13 protein-coding genes and 1 pseudogene are annotated in these 18,816 nt (G+C 56.9%); 9 read left to right on the top strand and 5 right to left on the bottom strand.

Annotated elements, in window-relative coordinates; genetic code table 11:
• Positions 1-110: 110 nt before the first annotated feature.
• Positions 111-1,262, top strand: coding sequence for an MFS transporter (locus ABTW55_RS03305; protein WP_033637849.1), 1,152 nt, complete (start codon positions 111-113; stop codon positions 1,260-1,262).
• A gap of 49 nt (positions 1,263-1,311) precedes the next feature.
• On the opposite strand, the gene pflA is transcribed toward ABTW55_RS03305, so the two are convergent.
• From pflA to ycaO, 4 genes are all read right to left on the bottom strand, one after another.
• The gene (gene pflA / locus ABTW55_RS03300; protein WP_033637850.1) at positions 1,312-2,052 is read right to left on the bottom strand and encodes a pyruvate formate lyase 1-activating protein; all 741 of its coding nucleotides are present in this window, start codon (positions 2,050-2,052) and stop codon (positions 1,312-1,314) included.
• A 279-nt stretch (positions 2,053-2,331) separates the two neighbouring features.
• A complete protein-coding gene (gene pflB, locus ABTW55_RS03295; RefSeq protein WP_004928286.1) occupies positions 2,332-4,614 on the bottom strand; it encodes a formate C-acetyltransferase in 2,283 nt (760 codons plus the stop codon).
• Positions 4,615-4,668: 54 nt separating this feature from the next.
• Entirely contained in the window at positions 4,669-5,529 is an 861-nt protein-coding gene (focA, locus tag ABTW55_RS03290) for a formate transporter FocA (protein WP_019454548.1), read from the bottom strand.
• Positions 5,530-5,989: 460 nt separating this feature from the next.
• Positions 5,990-7,753, bottom strand: a complete 1,764-nt coding sequence (gene ycaO / locus ABTW55_RS03285; RefSeq protein ID WP_060419731.1) for a 30S ribosomal protein S12 methylthiotransferase accessory factor YcaO — start codon at positions 7,751-7,753, stop codon at positions 5,990-5,992.
• Between the two features lie 803 nt (positions 7,754-8,556).
• Here ycaO and ABTW55_RS03280 point away from each other — a divergent pair.
• Positions 8,557-8,886, top strand: coding sequence for a hypothetical protein (locus tag ABTW55_RS03280; protein ID WP_072264986.1), 330 nt, complete (start codon positions 8,557-8,559; stop codon positions 8,884-8,886).
• Between the two features lie 109 nt (positions 8,887-8,995).
• Here ABTW55_RS03280 and ABTW55_RS03275 read toward each other — a convergent pair.
• Positions 8,996-9,141, bottom strand: a pseudogene (locus ABTW55_RS03275) (site-specific integrase); the annotation flags it as partial.
• A gap of 99 nt (positions 9,142-9,240) precedes the next feature.
• On the opposite strand from ABTW55_RS03275, the gene ansB reads away from it, so the two are divergent.
• The 7 genes from ansB (at position 9,241) to ABTW55_RS03240 (ending at position 18,781) form a co-directional block, all read left to right on the top strand.
• On the top strand, positions 9,241-10,287 hold the full coding sequence (gene ansB / locus ABTW55_RS03270) for an L-asparaginase 2 (protein WP_060419729.1): 1,047 nt from the start codon (positions 9,241-9,243) through the stop codon (positions 10,285-10,287).
• Positions 10,288-10,589: 302 nt separating this feature from the next.
• Positions 10,590-11,675: a 3-phosphoserine/phosphohydroxythreonine transaminase gene (gene serC, locus ABTW55_RS03265; RefSeq protein ID WP_033637853.1), complete on the top strand. Its 1,086-nt coding sequence runs from the start codon at positions 10,590-10,592 to the stop codon at positions 11,673-11,675.
• A gap of 114 nt (positions 11,676-11,789) precedes the next feature.
• On the top strand, positions 11,790-13,076 hold the full coding sequence (aroA, locus tag ABTW55_RS03260) for a 3-phosphoshikimate 1-carboxyvinyltransferase (protein ID WP_033637854.1): 1,287 nt from the start codon (positions 11,790-11,792) through the stop codon (positions 13,074-13,076).
• A 259-nt stretch (positions 13,077-13,335) separates the two neighbouring features.
• Entirely contained in the window at positions 13,336-14,025 is a 690-nt protein-coding gene (gene cmk, locus ABTW55_RS03255) for a (d)CMP kinase (RefSeq protein WP_004928270.1), read from the top strand.
• 184 nt (positions 14,026-14,209) lie between these two features.
• A complete protein-coding gene (rpsA, locus tag ABTW55_RS03250) occupies positions 14,210-15,883 on the top strand; it encodes a 30S ribosomal protein S1 (protein ID WP_004928267.1) in 1,674 nt (557 codons plus the stop codon).
• Between the two features lie 62 nt (positions 15,884-15,945).
• Positions 15,946-16,230, top strand: a complete 285-nt coding sequence (gene ihfB, locus ABTW55_RS03245; RefSeq protein WP_004928264.1) for an integration host factor subunit beta — start codon at positions 15,946-15,948, stop codon at positions 16,228-16,230.
• Positions 16,231-16,510: 280 nt separating this feature from the next.
• A complete protein-coding gene (locus ABTW55_RS03240; RefSeq protein ID WP_080431148.1) occupies positions 16,511-18,781 on the top strand; it encodes a ComEC family protein in 2,271 nt (756 codons plus the stop codon).
• Positions 18,782-18,816 lie beyond the last annotated feature (35 nt).

Below are 18,816 nucleotides of genomic sequence, written 5' to 3'. Positions count from 1 at the left end.
CGGTTAGCCGGAAACAAATCGTGCGGTGGAACGATAAGAGGCGATTGACTTTTTTATCGCCAGTGGCATGATGCGCGCACTCTCATTGCGCGTTCGGTCACAATTTCACTATGTCCGCATACTCCCGCCCAGTGCTCTTATTGCTCTGCGGCCTCTTGCTGCTCACGGTATCCATTGCCGTTTTGAATACGTTAGTGCCTCTTTGGTTAACCCATGCTCAGCTGTCGACTTGGCAGGTGGGAATGGTCAGCTCCTCTTATTTCAGCGGCAACCTATTGGGCACGCTGGTGGCGGGCAAACTGATCCAGCGCGTCGGCTTTACCCGCAGCTATCATCTTTCTTGTCTGGTGTTCGCCGCCGCGACCGCCGGCATGGTGCTGTCGATCGATTTTTGGAGCTGGCTGGGCTGGCGCTTCTTCGCCGGCGTCGGTTGCGCTTGGATCTGGGTGATCGTGGAGAGCGCGCTGTTGCGCAGCGGCAACCTGAGCAACCGCGGCCAGCTGCTGGCGGCCTATATGATCGTTTATTACCTTGGTACGGTGACCGGCCAATTGCTGTTGAGCATGACCTCGACCGAATTGTTGCACGTGGTGCCGTGGGTGACCGCCATTGTGATCAGCGCCATGCTGCCGATGCTGTTCGCGCGGGTCAACCGCCATGAAGACGAGCCGCAGCAGGCGGCGGTGTGGACCATGCTGAGACGCCGCAGCGCGCGCCTCGGCATCAACGGTTGCATCATTTCCGGCATCGTGCTCGGTTCGCTGTACGGCCTGATGCCGTTGTACCTCTCCCATCAGGGCATGAGCGACGCCAACGTCGGTTACTGGATGGCGCTGCTGGTCAGCTCCGGCATCGTCGGCCAATGGCCGGTCGGGCGCCTGGCCGATCGTTACGGGCGCCTGTTGGTGCTGCGCATTCAGGTGTTCGTGGTGATCCTCGCCAGCGTGGCGATGCTCGGCAACTACGCCATGGCGCCTTCGCTGTTCATCCTCGGCTGCGCCGGCTTTACCCTGTATCCGGTGGCGATGTCCTGGGCCTGCGAGAAGGCGCTGCCGCACGAGTTGGTGGCGATGAACCAGGCGCTGTTGATGAGTTACACCATCGGCAGCCTGCTGGGGCCGTCGATGACGGCGTTGCTGATGCAAAACTATTCCGACCGCGTGCTGTTCGTGATGATCGCCGCCGTGGCGCTGGTTTACCTGCTGATGCTGCTGAAGAAACAGAAGCCGGATCACCATCACACGCCGTTCGCCGCCGCCTGAGCATGAAAAAACCGGCCATGAGCCGGTTTTTTCTTTTGGCGTGCGCCAATCAGTAAATCACTTTGTGGCCGTAGCTTTCCAGGATGCCTTTGACGCGATCCATGGTCTCGGCTTTCGGCGGGTGCACGCCGTCCAGCTTGTACTCTTCCCCCATCGCTATCCATTTGTGCTTGCCCAGCTCGTGGTAAGGCAGCAGCTCGATTTTCTCGATGTTGGTCATGTCTTTGGTGAACTCGCCCAGCAGGTGCGCCGACTTATCGTCGTCTGACCAGCCCGGCACCACCACGTAGCGGATCCAGGTGCGCTGGTTGCGTTTCGCCAGGTAGCGGGCGAATTCCAGCGTGCGGTGATTGGAGACGCCGACCAGGTTCTGGTGGATCTCGTCGTTCATCTGTTTCAGATCCAGCATCACCAGATCGGTGGTGTCCAGCAGCTCGTCGATCACCGGATCGTAGCGGCGCACAAAACCATTGGTGTCCAGGCAGGTATTGATGCCTTCGGCGTGGCAGGCGCGGAACCAGTCGCGCACGAATTCAGCCTGCAGGATCGCCTCGCCGCCGGACGCGGTCACGCCGCCGCCGGAGGCGTTCATGAAGTGGCGGTAGGCCACCGCGTCTTTCATCAGCTCTTCGACGGTCACTTCCTTGCCGCCGTGGGTGTCCCAGGTGTCGCGGTTATGGCAATAGAGGCAGCGCATCAGGCAGCCCTGGAAGAAGACGATAAAGCGGATCCCGGGCCCATCGACGGTGCCGCAGGATTCGAAGGAGTGGATGCGACCAATTGCTGACATTGCGGGGTTTTCTCCAATATTGACTGTCAAACGCAGTCTAAAAATAGGCGCGTGGCCGCCGGCCAGGTATCTGCGATGCAGCAGCGGGTGGAACCGCCACCGGGGTAATGATGCCTGTCGGCCGGTCAGTTGCCGGATAACTGTTTTGCCGGCTATCCATTCAGTATAGATGTCCGGCAAAACAGACTCGTACAGAGTCAGGGGAGAGCGGTGGGAGAAAAGGGCCGGCAAAACCGGCCCCTGCGTTGGTGCCGAGCGGTTTCCCGCCCGGCCGGCGTATTACATCGTTTGAGTGAAGGTACGAGTAATTACGTCCTGCTGTTGCTCTTTGGTCAGCGAGTTGAAGCGCACGGCGTAACCGGAAACGCGGATGGTCAGCTGAGGGTATTTCTCAGGGTTTTCCATCGCGTCCAGCAGCATTTCGCGGTTCATCACGTTGACGTTCAGGTGCTGGCCGCCTTCGATGGAGGCTTCATGGTGGAAGTAACCATCCATCAGGCCCGCCAGGTTGGCTTTACGCACGTCGTCGTCTTTACCCAGCGCGTTAGGCACGATGGAGAAGGTGTAGGAGATCCCGTCTTTCGCGTAGGCAAACGGCAGTTTGGCTACCGAGGTCAGGGAGGCTACTGCGCCTTTCTGGTCGCGGCCGTGCATCGGGTTGGCACCTGGGCCGAACGGTGCGCCTGCGCGGCGGCCATCCGGGGTGTTACCGGTTTTCTTACCGTACACCACGTTGGAGGTGATGGTCAGTACGGACTGGGTCGGTACCGCATTGCGGTAGGTGCGCAGTTTCTGAATTTTCTTCATGAAACGTTCCACCAGGTCGCAGGCGATGTCATCGACGCGGGCGTCGTTGTTACCGAACTGCGGATACTCGCCTTCCACTTTGAAGTCGATGGCCAGGCCGTCTTCGTCGCGAATGGTGGTGACTTTCGCGTACTTGATGGCAGACAGGGAGTCGGCCGCCACGGACAGACCGGCGATGCCGCAAGCCATGGTGCGATAAACGTCACGGTCATGCAGCGCCATCAGCGCAGCTTCGTAGCTGTACTTGTCGTGCATGTAGTGAATGATGTTCAGCGCGGTCACGTACTGCTTGGCCAGCCAATCCATAAAGTGGTCCATGCGGGCCATGACTTTGTCATAGTCCAGCACTTCGTCCATCATCGGCGCTTCTTTAGGGCCGACCTGCATTTTCAGTTTTTCGTCAACGCCGCCGTTGATGGCGTACAGCATGGTTTTCGCCAGGTTGGCGCGGGCGCCGAAGAACTGCATTTGTTTGCCGACGATCATCGGGCTGACGCAGCAAGCGATGGCGTAGTCATCGTTGTTGAAGTCAGGGCGCATCAGGTCGTCGTTTTCGTACTGAACGGAAGAGGTGTCGATGGACACTTTCGCCGCGAATTTCTTGAAGTTCAGCGGCAGCTTCTCAGACCACAGGATGGTCATGTTCGGCTCCGGAGACGGCCCCATGGTGTACAGGGTGTTCAGGAAGCGGAAGCTGTTTTTGGTGACCAGGGTGCGGCCGTCAACGCCCATACCGGCCAGGGATTCCGTTGCCCAGATTGGGTCGCCGGAGAACAGCTCATCGTACTCAGGGGTACGCAGGAAGCGCACCATACGCAGTTTCATCACCAGGTGGTCGATCAGTTCCTGCGCTTGTTCTTCGGTCAGTTTGCCCGCCTTGATGTCGCGCTCGATGAACACGTCGAGGAAGGTGGACACGCGGCCGAAGGACATGGCGGCGCCGTTCTGGGATTTCACCGCGGCCAGGTAGCCGAAGTAGGTCCACTGCACCGCTTCTTGCGCGCTGGTGGCCGGGCCGGAGATGTCGTAGCCGTATTTGGCGGCCATCTCTTTGATCTGAGCCAGAGCGCGGTGCTGTTCAGCGATCTCTTCGCGCAGCTGAATGGTCATTTCCAGATCTTCGCCGTTTTCCAGTTTTTCCTGCAGCGATTTGAACTGGTTCAGCTTGTCGGCCATCAGGAAGTCGATGCCGTACAGCGCCACGCGGCGGTAGTCGCCGATGATGCGGCCGCGGCCGTAGGCGTCCGGCAGGCCGGTCAGCACGCCGGATTTACGGCAGTTCAGGATGTCTTTGGTGTAAACGTCGAATACGCCCTGGTTGTGGGTTTTACGGTATTCGGTGAACACTTTTTTCAGCTGCGGATCCAGCTCGCGGCCGTACACTTTGCACGAACCTTCGACCATTTTGATGCCGCCGAACGGGATCAGCGCGCGTTTCAGAGGGGCGTCGGTCTGCAGACCCACGATGGTTTCCAGCTCTTTGGCGATGTAACCCGCGTCGTGAGAAACGATGGTTGAAGCAACGTTGGTGTCGAAATCAACCGGCGCGTGAGTGCGGTTTTCCAGTTTGATCCCTTCCATAACCTTGTCCCACAAGGTGGTGGTGGCCTGAGTTGCCCCAGCCAGGAAGGACTCGTCACCTTCATAAGGCGTGTAGTTTTTCTGGATGAAGTCACGAACGTTGACTTCATTCTGCCAGTCACCCTTGCTGAAACCTTCCCAAGCGTTGGCTAATTTCTCGTTAAGTTCGGTCATTGTACACCTACCTTTGATTGTGGATTTCTAACTCTGCGCGCGGTAACTCACAGCTTAGTGCTGTTCGCGACCCCCGCGCAGATAAATTACCCAGTAAGTCAACCCAACCAGCAGACCGCCACCGATGATGTTACCGATGGTGACCGGAATCAGGTTGTCGATGATGAAGTTGCTTACTGTCAGATGAGCGAATTGCTCAGGTACCGCCCCTACGGCTTGCCAGAATTCCGGCGTGGCGAAGTGTTTGACCACGATGCCCATAGGGATCATAAACATGTTGGCGATGCTGTGCTCGAAGCCGCTGGCGACAAACATCCCGACCGGCAGCACCATGGCGAGCATCTTGTCGGTCAGGGTGCGGCCGGAGTAGCTCATCCAGACCGCCAGGCAGACCATCAGGTTAGCCAGAATGCCGAGGCACACGGCTTCGATAAAGGTGTGATGCAGCTTGTGGTCTGCGGTTTGCAGGACATTCAGCCCCCACTGGCCATTGGCGACCATATACTCGCCGGAGAACCAGATCAGCGCCACGAAGAACAGCGCGCCGACCAGATTGCCGAGATAAACGTTCAGCCAGTTGGCGCCCAGCTGGCCCCAGCTGATGCGGCCGCTGGCCTTGGCGATGACGATGAGCACGGTAGAGGTGAACAGGTCGGCGCCCGACACCACCACCAGCATTAACCCGAGAGAGAAGCAGATGCCGCCGACCAGTTTCGCCAGCCCGAAAGGCACGCCGGCGGTGCCGGTGGTCGCCGTGATGTAGAAGACGAAGGCGATGGAAATGAAGACACCGGCGGTGATCGCCAAATAAAACGTTTTCAGCGGATGTTTGGTGGCTTTATACACGCCGGCATCTTCAGCGATTTTCGCCGTTGCCGCAGGTAAAATCAGATCGAAGGGGCTGTCAGTTTTCAAACTAACTCTCGCTCTTAAGGGTTAAAACAACGCAATGAGATACTAGCAAAGCAGTATAGGGGAAAATTTGATTTGGATCATAAGGCGGGGAAGTAGAGCGGCAAAATGACGTGTTTTTTGTGTGGTTTTTGTGGTTAATTTATTGATTTTTAAGATAAAACAATTTTTTAATGTTTGCAAATTTTTTTGAATGTGCAGGGTGGGCCGCAGGCGCTAAAGTTAAATTTTTAGGCGTTTTGTCGCCGCGCAGCGCTGAAAGTTTAATTATCGGTTAATTATTATTTCACCGTCCGGCAACAATTGACGGTTTATTTATTTTTATGGTCGTTTAACCGCCTATTTTCCGGCGAAAAAATAAAACCGCATGCGTTGAAATAAACCGCAAAAATGAAAACGCCGCAACGGCGTGCGGCGTTTGGCAACAGGGGTACTCCCAAAGTGGCAGTACCCCTGATGACGCTTAGGCTTTGGCCCAGTGGCGGCGTTTGGCCGCCTGCAGCTTCTCGTAGGCCGCCAGCAGCGCCTGATGGGCCGGCAGCGCCTTCAGATCGGCATCGACGGCGAACAGCCCGTTGAAGCGTTCTTCACCGCTGATGGCGGCGGAGGCGGCCTCGACCGCTTCCTGACCATACATCTTCACGAACGCGGTATAGTATTGCGCCGCTTCGCGTTCAGGCTCCTGCGCCAGCAGCAGCAGCGTTTGCAGGCAGCGGTAGTAGTTGCTGCGCGCCGGGCTCAGCACTGAGGCGTTGAAGTCCTGCGTCCATTCGGTCCAGATCAGCGCCTGATCCAGATCGCCGCCCGCCAGCGCCAGCATCGCCTTCAGCTCGCCCACGCGCAGGGTATGCCAGGCGTTGTCTTTGCCGCTGGCAATACCCAGCAGTTCGCGTACGCGGGTGAAATCGTCCAGCCCTTCGTCGTCCAGCTGCTCGATCAGCGCCAGGTATTCTTCCGGCTCCCACTCGCTGCCCGGCAGCGCCAGCAGCGTGTCGCGCAGGTGCGCGCCCATGCTGTTGTTGGCCAGCAGCAGGTCTTCCGCCGGATAAATGTCGGACATGCCCGGCACGATGATGCGGCAAGCGTAGACGCCCAGGTGCTCGTAGTCGGCGATGTACACTTCCGCGTCTTCCTTGTCGAAGATGCTCATCAGGGTGGCGAACTCTTCCTGCGTGCTGCCGCTGAAGTTCCAGTCAACGAACGGGTAATCGGCGTCCTGTTTGAACAGATCCCAGGAGATCAGGCCGCTGGAGTCGATGAAGTGCGTTTCCAGGTTGGTGTGTTCCGCCACTTCTTCGTCATCGAAGGTCGGCGCGGTGAACACGTCGAGATCTTTCAGGCTGCGGCCCTGCAGCAGTTCGGTCACCGTGCGCTCCAGCGCCACGCCGAAGTCCGGGTGCGCGCCGAACGAGGCGAAGCAGGTGCCGTTGGTCGGGTTGAACAGCACCACGCAGATCACCGGGTAGTTGCCGCCCAGCGAGGCGTCATAGGAGAGGATCGGGAAACCTTCCTCTTCCAGTTTGGCGATGGCTTCCACCACGCCCGGGTAGCGGTTCAGCACTTCGTCCGGGATCGCCGGCAGGCTGATGGATTCGGCGATGATGCGGTTTTTCACATAGCGCTCGAACACTTCCGACAGGCCCTGCACGCGCGCTTCGTTGGCGGTGTTGCCGGCGGACATGCCGTTGGAAACATACAGGTTGCCGATGATGTTCATCGGGATGTACACGGTTTGCTGGTCGGACTGACGGGTAAACGGCAGCGCGCACACGCCGCGATCGGCGTTGCCGGATTGCAGATCGACCAGATCGCTGGCGCTCAGGTCTTGCTGCGGATCGTAGAAGGCGTGCAGGCGTTCGTCGAGGATGCCGGCCGGCAGCGCGTCGTCTTCAGGGATCGGGAACCATTTCTCATTCGGGTAGTGCACGAAGTCGCCTTCGGCGATCTGCCGGCCCAGATAGAAATCGGCGAAGAAGTAGTTGGTGGACAGGCGCTCGAAATATTCACCCAGCGCGGAGGCCAGCGCGGCTTTTTTGCTGGCGCCTTTGCCGTTGGTGAAGCACAGCGGGCAATCGCGATCGCGAATGTGCACCGACCACACGTGCGGCACCGGGTTCAGCCAGGAGGCTTCTTCGATGTTGAAACCGAGATCGCTCAGTTTCTGCTGGAAACGGGCGATGGAGTCTTCCAGGGCGGCGTCTTTACCGGGGATAAAAGTTTGCGTCATTGTCTTCATTTCATGTTTTCATGTTGACAGGTGTTTTTGTTTTACCTTTAATTTTCAAATTGTTGCTTGAAAATTCGGCTGTATATTGTTCCGGTGTTTTTTGACGTTTTCTCATTCTTGCAGCAAAACGCGGGGTACGTGGCGGGGCTGAACTGAACACCAAAACAGCCTGCCATGAAGATGGCGTTACCCTGAGGGTTACCTCAACCTTGAGGGATATCTTCTCACACGTGAGAGAAAAAAGGGTAGGTTCAGTCGGTTCAGTCGGTTCAATATTTATATATAAATGATTTATATGGCTATCCTTCTGTTTTTTGAACCGACCTCACCGCAACGAGATGCAGAAACATCAAGCGAGAGGCTGCGCATCGTCTTGGTGGCGTGACACCATGAATCCATAGGTTAAAAGCTCTTGACATTCACTGAAAAAATGAGAATGATAATCAAACTCATTTGCCTGGGTTGTAAAACTGCCGCTCTCTCAGAACCATAAATATAGATTTAGTCATGGGCGAATGGGAAATACAGATTAAATGATTTGCATTTTTAGTTTTCTCATTAATTATCATGGTTAGGGGAGAGATGACAGTTATAGAGGTATAAAATGAAATTTTCATTAGATAGTGCTTTTTATAAACGATGGTTAAGAAATTCGTTATATATTTTTTCAATATTCAGTATTGTAAATTATATTAGTGAAAGTATTCATGATGGAAGTTATTTCTTTATCGTGATTTTTGGTATTTGTTTTATTGTGGGCTTTGTTTTTTCATTGTTTAACTTAAATTTACAGGAACGTAAAGATGAAAGAACTTAATTTGAGTGAAATTAATCTAGTTACAGGTGCAGGCGGTGAACAAATAGCTCAACTGGCCGGCACTGTCGCCGGTACTTGGCTCGGTGGCGGTAATCCCTACGCTGGGGCCCTCGGCGGGTATGCGGCCGGAGAAATTTACAATGGAATTCAGAACGGCTATCAAACGGCTCCAAATATAGATGTTGGTATCGGGTCTTACAATGCTAACTTTAATTCTGACTTAGGCGCTAGCGGTAGTTTTTCTGTTGCAGATGTGCAAGCCATGGGGTGGTGTAATTTTAATATGACCTATTTCTCCAGCTCTAGCGGTTGTTAAATATCAATCGTTATGCAGGCATTTTTCAATGCCTGCAATTCGATTTTTCGATTGATAATATTTTTGTGTGTTCTGGTTCACTAACGTATAGCAATTAAATCAATCCGCTCTACAATTTCTCATTCAGCGATTGAGGGTAGAACTCAGTGTATACCTGCCAAAGCAGATTCAAGTTGCGATGGCCGGTGGCCTGGGCGACACCTTCTCAATGCTAAACCCCGCCTCAAATAGCCTGCTGCCCGCCTCACGGCGCAGATACGGGGTTTTGCGTCATTCCTAAAGCGGCGGCAAAGTCACAGTTTTTTTAAGGATAGGGGCCATAATTCAGCGAGTTATCTGTCACGGAGAAATCTAATGAAATCAGTGAAACTCAGCGCGTTAACCCTCTTGTTGACCGGTGTCAGCGCCTCGGCGCTGGCGCTGCCCAACATCACCCTGCTGGCGACCGGCGGCACTATCGCCGGCGGCGGTGAGTCGGCGACGAAATCCAACTATACCGCGGGCAAGCTGGGCGTCGAGGCGCTGGTCGATGCGGTGCCGGAGCTGAAGAACGTCGCCAACGTGCAGGGGGAGCAGGTGGTGAACATCGGCTCGCAGGACATGAACGATCAGGTCTGGCTGACGCTGGCGAAGAAAATTGACGCCGACTGCGGCAAGACCGACGGCTTCGTCATCACCCACGGCACCGATACGCTGGAGGAGACGGCCTATTTCCTCGATTTGACGGTGAAATGCGACAAGCCGGTGGTGCTGGTGGGTGCGATGCGGCCGGCGACGGCGATGAGCGCCGACGGCCCGTTCAATCTGTACAACGCGGTGGTGACGGCGGCGGATCCGCAATCGGCCAACCGCGGGGTGCTGGTGGCGATGAACGACACCGTGCTGGATGCGCGCGACGTCACCAAGACCAACACCACCGCCGTGCAGACCTTCCAGTCGCCGAACTTCGGCCCGCTGGGCTATATCCACAACGGCAAGATCGATTACCAGCGCTCGCCGCAGCGTAAGCATACCCGGGATACGCCGTTCGACGTCAGCAAGCTGAACGAATTGCCGAAGGTCGGCATCATCTACAACTATGCCAACGCCTCCGATGCGCCGGCCAAGGCTCTGATCGCCGAAGGCTACCAGGGCATCGTCAGCGCCGGGGTCGGCAACGGCAACCTGTATAAAACCGTGTTCGACACCCTGGCGACGGCGGCGCACAATGGTGTGGCGGTGGTGCGCTCATCGCGCGTGCCGACCGGCGCCACCACCGAAGATGCGGAAGTGGACGACGCCAAGTACGGCTTTGTGGCCGCCGGCACGCTGAATCCGCAAAAAGCGCGCATACTGCTGCAGCTGGCGCTGACGCAAGCCAAAGACGCGAAGCAGATCCAGCAGATGTTCAATCAGTACTGATCGTTTTCTCTCCTGCGGGGGCCGGCCGGGCTCTCGCAGCCATCTTGGCTGAATACAGCATAAAACACCGCGTTAACCCGCTGAATTTCCCCATGTCACAGGGTTTTATCGTCCAAACAATCGCGACGGCCGCAGAGCCTGTCATCACCCGGCGCGGCCGTTTGCCGCCGACGGGCGAATAAGCGTTGCAGCCATGGGGCGTGAGTGATAAAACCGATGGGTTGGTTAACGCGAGCGTTAACTTCGGGCGTCTTTTCGACAGGTCGCTTTTCTGCGGCGAACAGTGAATGTGGTGAGGGGAAATGACTCAGGTTTATAATTTTAGCTCTGGCCCGGCGATGCTGCCGGTGGAAGTGTTGCGTCGTGCGGAACAGGAACTGTGCAACTGGCATGGGCTGGGCACGTCAGTGATGGAGATCAGTCACCGCAGCAAAGAATTCATCGCCGTTGCCGAGCAGGCGGAACAGGATCTGCGCGATCTGCTGAAAGTCCCCTCCAACTATAAAGTGCTGTTTTGCCACGGCGGCGCCCGCGCGCAGTTCGCGGCGCTGCCGCTGAACCTGCTGGGCGACAAGGCCACCGCCGACTATATCGACGGCGGCTATTGGGCGCACAGCGCCATCAAGGAAGCGGAAAAGTATTGCGCCCCGAACGTCATCGACGTGAAAACCCGCATCGACGGCCTGAGCGGCATCAAGCCGATGAAAGAGTGGCAGCTCAGCGACGACGCGGCTTACGTGCACTATTGCCCGAATGAGACCATCGACGGCGTGGCCATCGATGAAACGCCGGACTTCGGCGACAAGGTGGTGATCGGCGATTACTCCTCGACCATCCTGTCCCGCCCGCTCGACGTCAGCCGCTTCGGCGTGATTTACGCCGGCGCGCAGAAAAACATCGGCCCGGCCGGCCTGACGCTGGTGATCGTGCGCGACGATCTTTTGGGCAAGGCGCGCAAAGAAGTGCCGTCGATCCTCGATTACACCGTGCTGGCCGAGAACGACTCGATGTTCAACACCCCGCCGACCTTCGCCTGGTACCTCTCCGGGCTGGTGTTCAAATGGCTGAAAGAGCAGGGCGGCCTGGTGGAGATGCAAAAACGCAATCAGGCCAAGGCCGAGCTGCTGTACGCGACCATCGATAAATCCGACTTCTACCGCAGCCAGGTGGCGATCGCCAACCGTTCGTGGATGAACGTGCCGTTCCAACTGGCCGATGCGGCGCTGGACAAGGTGTTCCTCAGCGAAGCCGAGGCCATCGGCCTGCAGGCGCTGAAAGGCCACCGGGTAGTTGGCGGCATGCGCGCTTCTATTTACAATGCCATGCCGCTGGCCGGCGTGCAGGCGCTGACCGATTTCATGGCCGACTTCGAACGTCGTCACGGTTGATTCCGTCAGCCCGCCAGGCGCTGGCTGCCTCAGGCTGTTGTCCTTTTGCATTAAAGCGGCTCCGGCATTATTCCGGAGCCGTTTCGTTTATCAGAATTGGAGAGTTTTGTTCACATGGTGGATTCCCTGACGTTACAACCGGTCGCCCTGGTCAATGGCACCGTCAACTTACCCGGCTCGAAGAGCGTTTCTAACCGCGCTCTGCTGCTGGCGGCGCTGGCGAAAGGCACGACCCGGCTGACCAACCTGCTGGACAGCGACGACGTGCGTCATATGCTGAACGCGCTGCAGGCGTTGGGCGTGAACTACCAGCTTTCCGCCGATCGCACCCTGTGCGAAGTGACCGGCGTGGCCGGCCCGCTGGTGGCCGAACGGCCGCTGGAACTGTTCCTCGGCAATGCCGGGACGGCGATGCGCCCATTGGCGGCGGCGCTGTGCCTCGGCGAAGGCGACGTGGTGCTGACCGGCGAACCGCGCATGAAAGAGCGCCCGATCGGCCATCTGGTGGACGCGCTGCGCCAGGGCGGGGCGCAGATTGATTACCTCGAGCAGACCGATTACCCGCCGATCCGCCTGCGTGGCGGCTTCCAGGGTGGCGACGTCACCGTTGACGGCAGCGTCTCCAGCCAATTCCTGACCGCGTTGCTGATGACCGCGCCGCTGGCGCCGCAAGATACGCAGATCCACATCAAGGGCGAGCTGGTTTCCAAGCCGTACATCGACATCACGCTGCATCTGATGCGCACTTTCGGCGTATCGGTGAGCCACGACAACTATCGGGTGTTCCATATCCAGGGGCGCCAGACGTATATCGCGCCGGGCGATTACCTGGTTGAGGGCGACGCGTCTTCCGCTTCTTACTTCCTGGCGGCGGCGGCTATCAAGGGCGGCACCGTGCGCGTGACCGGCATCGGCCGCAAAAGCGTGCAGGGCGACACCAGGTTTGCCGACGTGCTGGAGAAAATGGGCGCGCGTATTACCTGGGGCGACGATTTCATCGAGTGCAGCCGCGGTGAACTGCGCGGCATCGACATGGACATGAACCACATTCCGGACGCGGCGATGACCATCGCCACCGCGGCGCTGTTCGCCGAGGGGCCGACCACCATCCGCAATATCTACAACTGGCGGGTGAAGGAGACCGACCGTTTGGCGGCGATGGCCACCGAGCTGCGTAAAGTGGGGGCGGAAGTGGACGAAGGGGAAGACTACATTCACGTCGTGCCGCCGGCCAAACTGCAGTTCGCCGAGATCGGCACCTACAACGATCACCGCATGGCGATGTGTTTCTCGCTGGTGGCGCTGTCGGATACGCCGGTTACCATTCTCGATCCGAAATGCACCGCGAAAACCTTCCCGGACTATTTCGAACAGTTGGCCCGCATCAGCCAGCCGGCGTAACCCGTCAAATCGTTTATTTTAAGGCCCCTTTGTGGGCCTTTATCGTTTTTAACCTTTGGCGGCCGGCATTTCTTCTATACTTTTTCGCGGTTGTGCGCTTATTTTCAACAACCGGACAGTTCCAGGGTAACAGATCGCCGTAGGGCAGCGTATAATACGCCACCGTATTTGCCCCTGATTGGGCAGGTGACAGAGCGCACGGGCTTCGAGTCGAAGCACGCCGTGTCTCTGTGAGGTTTTCTACCTGAAGGAGAGAGAAATGACGGCTACAGCCCCGGTGATAACCGTTGATGGACCAAGTGGCGCAGGCAAAGGCACGCTGTGTAAAGCGTTGGCCGAGTCTCTGGGTTGGCGTTTGCTGGACTCCGGCGCGATCTATCGCGTGCTGGCGCTGGCAGCGTTGCATCATCAGGTGGATATCACTTCTGAGGAAGCGCTGGTTCCGCTGGCCGCACATCTCGATGTTCGCTTCGTTGCCCAGGACGGCAAGCTGCAGGTGATTTTGGAAGGTGAGGACGTCAGCAATGAGATCCGCACCGAAACCGTCGGCAACACCGCGTCGCAAGCGGCGGCGTTTCCGCGCGTGCGCGAGGCGCTGCTGCGCCGCCAGCGCGCATTCCGCGAGGCGCCCGGCCTGATTGCCGATGGCCGCGACATGGGCACGGTGGTGTTCCCGGACGCGCCGGTCAAGATTTTCCTCGACGCCAGCTCGGAGGAGCGCGCGCACCGCCGCATGCTGCAGTTGCAGGAGAAGGGCTTTAATGTTAACTTTGAACGTCTTTTAGCCGAGATAAAGGAACGGGACGACCGTGACCGTAATCGGCCTATCGCGCCTCTGGTGCCCGCTTCTGACGCCCTCGTGCTGGATTCTACCAGCATGTCGATCGAAGAAGTGATCCGGCAGGCGTTGACGTATGCACAGAAAGTGTTGGCGTTGCCGCAGCAATAAGCGCGGCGGCGCTATTGGCTTTTTGTCATATTTGTCATAGCGGTATCGCAATATATCGGGTAAAATTTTACCCCTGTAACCTTAAACCCTGTCGGCATGGAGCCAATGGCGGGGTATGTGAAACAACCCCATTCGGCGGGACGCTAAATGGACGTTAAACTAAAGAACCCTGAAGATTAACAACATGACTGAATCTTTCGCTCAACTCTTTGAAGAATCCTTAAAAGAAATCGAAACCCGCCCGGGTTCCATCGTTCGTGGCGTCGTTGTTGCTATCGACAAAGATATCGTACTGGTTGACGCCGGTCTGAAATCTGAGTCTGCCATCCCGGCTGAGCAATTCAAAAACGCCCAGGGCGAGCTGGAAATCCAGGTTGGTGACGAAGTTGACGTTGCTCTGGATGCTGTTGAAGACGGCTTCGGTGAAACCCTGCTGTCCCGTGAGAAAGCTAAGCGTCACGAAGCTTGGATCACGCTGGAAAAAGCTTACGAAGAAGCTGAGACTGTAACCGGTGTTATCAACGGCAAAGTGAAGGGTGGCTTCACCGTCGAGCTGAACGGCATCCGCGCGTTCCTGCCAGGTTCCCTGGTTGACGTGCGTCCGGTACGTGACACTCTGCACCTGGAAGGCAAAGAGCTTGAGTTCAAAGTCATCAAGCTGGATCAGAAGCGCAACAACGTTGTCGTTTCTCGCCGTGCGGTTATCGAATCCGAGAACAGCGCTGAGCGCGATCAACTGCTGGAAAACCTGCAGGAAGGCATGGAAGTTAAAGGTATCGTTAAGAACCTCACTGACTACGGTGCATTCGTTGATCTGGGCGGCGTAGACGGCCTGCTGCACATCACTGACATGGCTTGGAAACGCGTTAAGCACCCAAGCGAAATCGTCAACGTTGGCGATGAAATCACTGTTAAAGTGCTGAAGTTCGACCGCGAGCGTACTCGTGTATCCCTGGGCCTGAAACAGCTGGGCGAAGATCCATGGGTTGCTATCGCGAAACGTTACCCAGAAGGCACCAAGCTGACTGGTCGTGTAACCAACCTGACTGATTACGGCTGCTTCGTAGAAATCGAAGAAGGCGTTGAAGGTCTGGTACACGTTTCTGAAATGGATTGGACCAACAAAAACATCCATCCGTCCAAAGTTGTTAACGTGGGCGACGTAGTGGAAGTGATGGTTCTGGACATCGATGAAGAACGTCGTCGTATCTCCCTGGGCCTGAAGCAGTGCAAATCCAACCCATGGCAGCAGTTCGCAGAAACCCACAACAAGGGCGACCGCGTTGAAGGTAAAATCAAGTCTATCACTGACTTCGGTATCTTCATCGGCCTGGACGGCGGCATCGACGGCCTGGTTCACCTGTCTGACATCTCCTGGAACGTTGCAGGCGAAGAAGCAGTTCGTGAATACAAGAAAGGCGACGAAATCGCAGCGGTTGTTCTGCAAGTTGACGCAGAGCGCGAGCGTATCTCCCTGGGCGTGAAGCAACTGGCTGAAGACCCGTTCAATAACTACCTGTCTATGAACAAGAAAGGTGCTATTGTTACTGGTAAAGTCACTGCAGTTGACGCCAAAGGTGCTACAGTTGAATTGGCAGGCGGCGTAGAAGGTTACCTGCGTGCATCTGAAGCCTCTCGCGACCGCATTGAAGATGCAACTCTGGTTCTGAACGTAGGTGACGAAGTTGAAGCCAAATTCACCGGCGTTGACCGTAAGAACCGCGTTGTAAGCCTGTCCGTACGTGCTAAGGACGAAGCTGACGAGAAAGACGCCATCGCAACTGTTAACAACAAACAGGAAGAAGGCAACTTCTCTAACGCAATGGCTGAAGCTTTCAAAGCGGCTAAAGGCGAGTAATGACGGGGGGCGGTCTCTGACCGCCCCGATACGGTAGTTTAGCTGCAAAGCTTGGAGGTACTATGACCAAGTCTGAACTTATTGAAAGACTTGCTGGCCAGCAATCTCATATTCCGGCGAAGGCCGTTGAGGATGCAGTGAAAGAGATGCTTGAGCACATGGCCGCAACGCTGGCCGAGGGCGAACGCATTGAGATCCGCGGATTCGGCAGTTTTTCTCTTCACTACCGTGCCCCGCGTGTAGGCCGCAACCCGAAAACCGGCGACAAAGTCGAGCTGGACGGCAAGTACGTTCCTCACTTCAAACCAGGCAAAGAGTTGCGTGACCGCGCTAATATCTATGGCTAGTCGCTGACTGACTGCCCATAGCGTTGTTGCTTGTAAAGAATATAAAACGGTGCCTTTAAGGCGCCGTTTTTTTTCGCCTGCAATTCCCGTAGCTCTGCTTGTGAATTGCGTACCGCGCCGCATTTGCGGTGTGGCTGCTGCATATGCCTCTCTTATCCTGCCGTGCTCGCCGCATCCTCACTAAAGCCCGCTGGCGGCGACATGTCGCTTGAATAATCCTGCTTGCTCTTCGTGACGCGTTTTTGCTCATGGTGAAGCCGATGGGAGAAGAGCGATCAAAATTTCGCTGGATCTGGCGATATTCGCCGTTATCTGCGGCATCCTGCCGCTGCTGCTTTTACCGCAGTTGCCAGAGCAATGGTTGCTGTGGCCGATGCTGCTGGTCGCCGGTTTACTGCTGCGCACCCGTTGGCCGTTCTGCCGGTATTTGGCCTGCCTGGGATTGGGATTCATATGGGCAGTTTTCAACGCCGGAAGCCTGCTCGGGCAAATGGATCGCTTAAGCCGCGTGCCGGAAGTGACGGCGGTGGTGCAGATAAGCAGCGTCGCACTGGAGCCTGCCGTCAGTAAGCAGACCCTGATGCGCATCGAGCGGGTCGACGGCCATTGGCTGGCGCCTGCGCTGGCGTTTACCACGACATGGGCTCCGAAAGAGCAACGGCTGTGTGCCGGGCAGCGTTGGCAATTGAAACTGCGCATGCGGCCGGTGCATGGCAAGCTCAATGAAGGAGGCTTCGACAGCCAACGTTGGGCGATCGCACAGCGCCAGCCGTTGACCGCTCAGGTCAGGCAGGCGCGCTTGCTGGAGGGGAATTGCGGCCTGCGCCAGCGCATTATCAGCCATGCTGAAGCCAACATTGGTGAATTGCGTTACAAGGCGGTGTTGCTGGCGTTGGCGTTTGGGGAAAGAACCGCGCTCGAACAGGCTTTGCGCACGCTGATGTTGAAAACCGGTATCGCTCATCTGATGGCCATATCGGGGTTACATGTTGCGATGGTCGCCATTTTGTTCTGGGCAGTGCTGCGCGCGCTGCAGTTTTTCCTCCCCGCCCATCTGATTGGTTATCGCTTTCCGTTGATCGCGGGCTGGGTGGCGACGCTGATCTATGTTTGGTTGGTGGGCGCCCAGCCGCCGGCGGTGCGTACCGCGTTGGCGATGACGCTGTGGATGCTGCTGCGTTTGCGCGGCGTGCATTGCTCTTCATGGCAAGTGTGGCTGTGGTGCATCGGGCTTATTTTGCTGTGCGATCCGTTGGCGGTCTTGTCAGACAGTTTCTGGTTGTCGGTACTGGCGGTGGGGTGCCTGATTTTTTGGTTCGAGTGGGCACCGCTCGGCGAGCGATTTCGTTCGGCGTGGTATTGGGCTCCGGTGCGCTGGCTGCATATTCAGCTAGGCATGACGTTGCTGCTGGTGCCGATGCAGGCCGCGCTGTTTCTGGGCCTGACGTTGACCTCGCTGCCGGCCAATCTCTGGGCGGTGCCCATCGTCTCATTGGTGACGGTGCCGTTGATTTTGCTGGCGTTGATTTGCGGCATCTTCCCCTCGCTAAGTTACGGGCTTTGGTGGTTGGCGGATTTCACGTTGGGATGGGTGTTTGTGCCGTTAAATTATCTGCAGCGCGGTTGGGTGGATTTGGGGGCTGCCTCGTTGCTTGCCAGCGCGTCGGGATGGCTTCTCGTTATCTGTTGGCGCTTTCATTGGTGGTGGCGCTATGCGCCTGGACTGGCAGCGATAGCCATATGCTGCGTGTTATGGCGAGGTAAAGCACCGGATTACCATTGGCGCGTCGACATGCTCGATGTCGGGCACGGCCTGGCAGTGGTGATCGAGCAAAACGGCAAGGGGATACTGTACGACACCGGCGATCGTTGGGCGACAGGCAGTGCCGCAGAACGGCATATATTGCCGATGCTGAACTGGCGGGGCATTGAGCTGGAGCAGATCATTATCAGCCATATTCATCTCGATCATATCGGCGGGCTCCCGACGATGCGGCGAGCGTTCCCGCAAGCTACCGTGCGCAGCCCGATACGCGGGGAAGGGCATTTACCCTGCATCGCCGGCGAGCGTTGGCGCTGGCAGTCGTTGCAATTCGAGGTGCTGTGGCCGCCGAAAATGCTCAAAAGGCCGGTTAATGACGACTCTTGCGTGATCCGTATCGACGACGGGAAATACAGTCTGCTGCTCACCGGCGATGCGGAAAAGAGGGCGGAGGCGCAGCTGCTCCGATTGCGGCGCGACCGCTTAACGGCCACGGTATTGCAGGTGGGGCACCATGGCAGCAAAACTTCCTCAACACCGCCTTTTTTGCGCGCGGTTAATCCCGAAGCTGCGCTGGCGTCCGCATCTCGTTACGGTAAATGGCGTTTGCCGGCGCGTAAAGTGGTCGCCCGATATCGGGCAAATGGCATTACATGGCACGATACGACGCGCTCCGGCCAGTTGTCGGTGCTTTTTTTCGACAACGATTGGCAAATTAAAGGCTTTCGCGAACAATTAATGCCCCGTTGGTACCATCAGCGGTTTGGCGTAGAGGGCGATAATGAGTAAAATAGGCCGCTATTTCTTCCGATGCTGGTATTTGC

The sequence above is a fragment of the Serratia sp. SM04 genome (assembly GCF_040280225.1).
In the GTDB taxonomy this organism is placed as follows: domain Bacteria; phylum Pseudomonadota; class Gammaproteobacteria; order Enterobacterales; family Enterobacteriaceae; genus Serratia; species Serratia sarumanii.
Note: the sequence above shows the minus strand (reverse complement) of the source record. Positions and strands in the feature narration are given on the sequence as shown.

What these genes read in the sequence shown, in the direction of transcription:
- pflA (WP_033637850.1), bottom strand. Translation starts at nt 2,052, where the DNA reads ATGTCAGCAATTGGTCGCATCCACTCCTTCGAATCCTGCGGCACCGTC.
- pflB (WP_004928286.1), bottom strand. Translation starts at nt 4,614, where the DNA reads ATGACCGAACTTAACGAGAAATTAGCCAACGCTTGGGAAGGTTTCAGC.
- ABTW55_RS03280 (WP_072264986.1), top strand. Translation starts at nt 8,557, where the DNA reads ATGAAAGAACTTAATTTGAGTGAAATTAATCTAGTTACAGGTGCAGGC.
- aroA (WP_033637854.1), top strand. Translation starts at nt 11,790, where the DNA reads ATGGTGGATTCCCTGACGTTACAACCGGTCGCCCTGGTCAATGGCACC.
- ycaO (WP_060419731.1), bottom strand. Translation starts at nt 7,753, where the DNA reads ATGACGCAAACTTTTATCCCCGGTAAAGACGCCGCCCTGGAAGACTCC.
- rpsA (WP_004928267.1), top strand. Translation starts at nt 14,210, where the DNA reads ATGACTGAATCTTTCGCTCAACTCTTTGAAGAATCCTTAAAAGAAATC.
- ihfB (WP_004928264.1), top strand. Translation starts at nt 15,946, where the DNA reads ATGACCAAGTCTGAACTTATTGAAAGACTTGCTGGCCAGCAATCTCAT.
- serC (WP_033637853.1), top strand. Translation starts at nt 10,590, where the DNA reads ATGACTCAGGTTTATAATTTTAGCTCTGGCCCGGCGATGCTGCCGGTG.
- ABTW55_RS03305 (WP_033637849.1), top strand. Translation starts at nt 111, where the DNA reads ATGTCCGCATACTCCCGCCCAGTGCTCTTATTGCTCTGCGGCCTCTTG.
- cmk (WP_004928270.1), top strand. Translation starts at nt 13,336, where the DNA reads ATGACGGCTACAGCCCCGGTGATAACCGTTGATGGACCAAGTGGCGCA.
- ansB (WP_060419729.1), top strand. Translation starts at nt 9,241, where the DNA reads ATGAAATCAGTGAAACTCAGCGCGTTAACCCTCTTGTTGACCGGTGTC.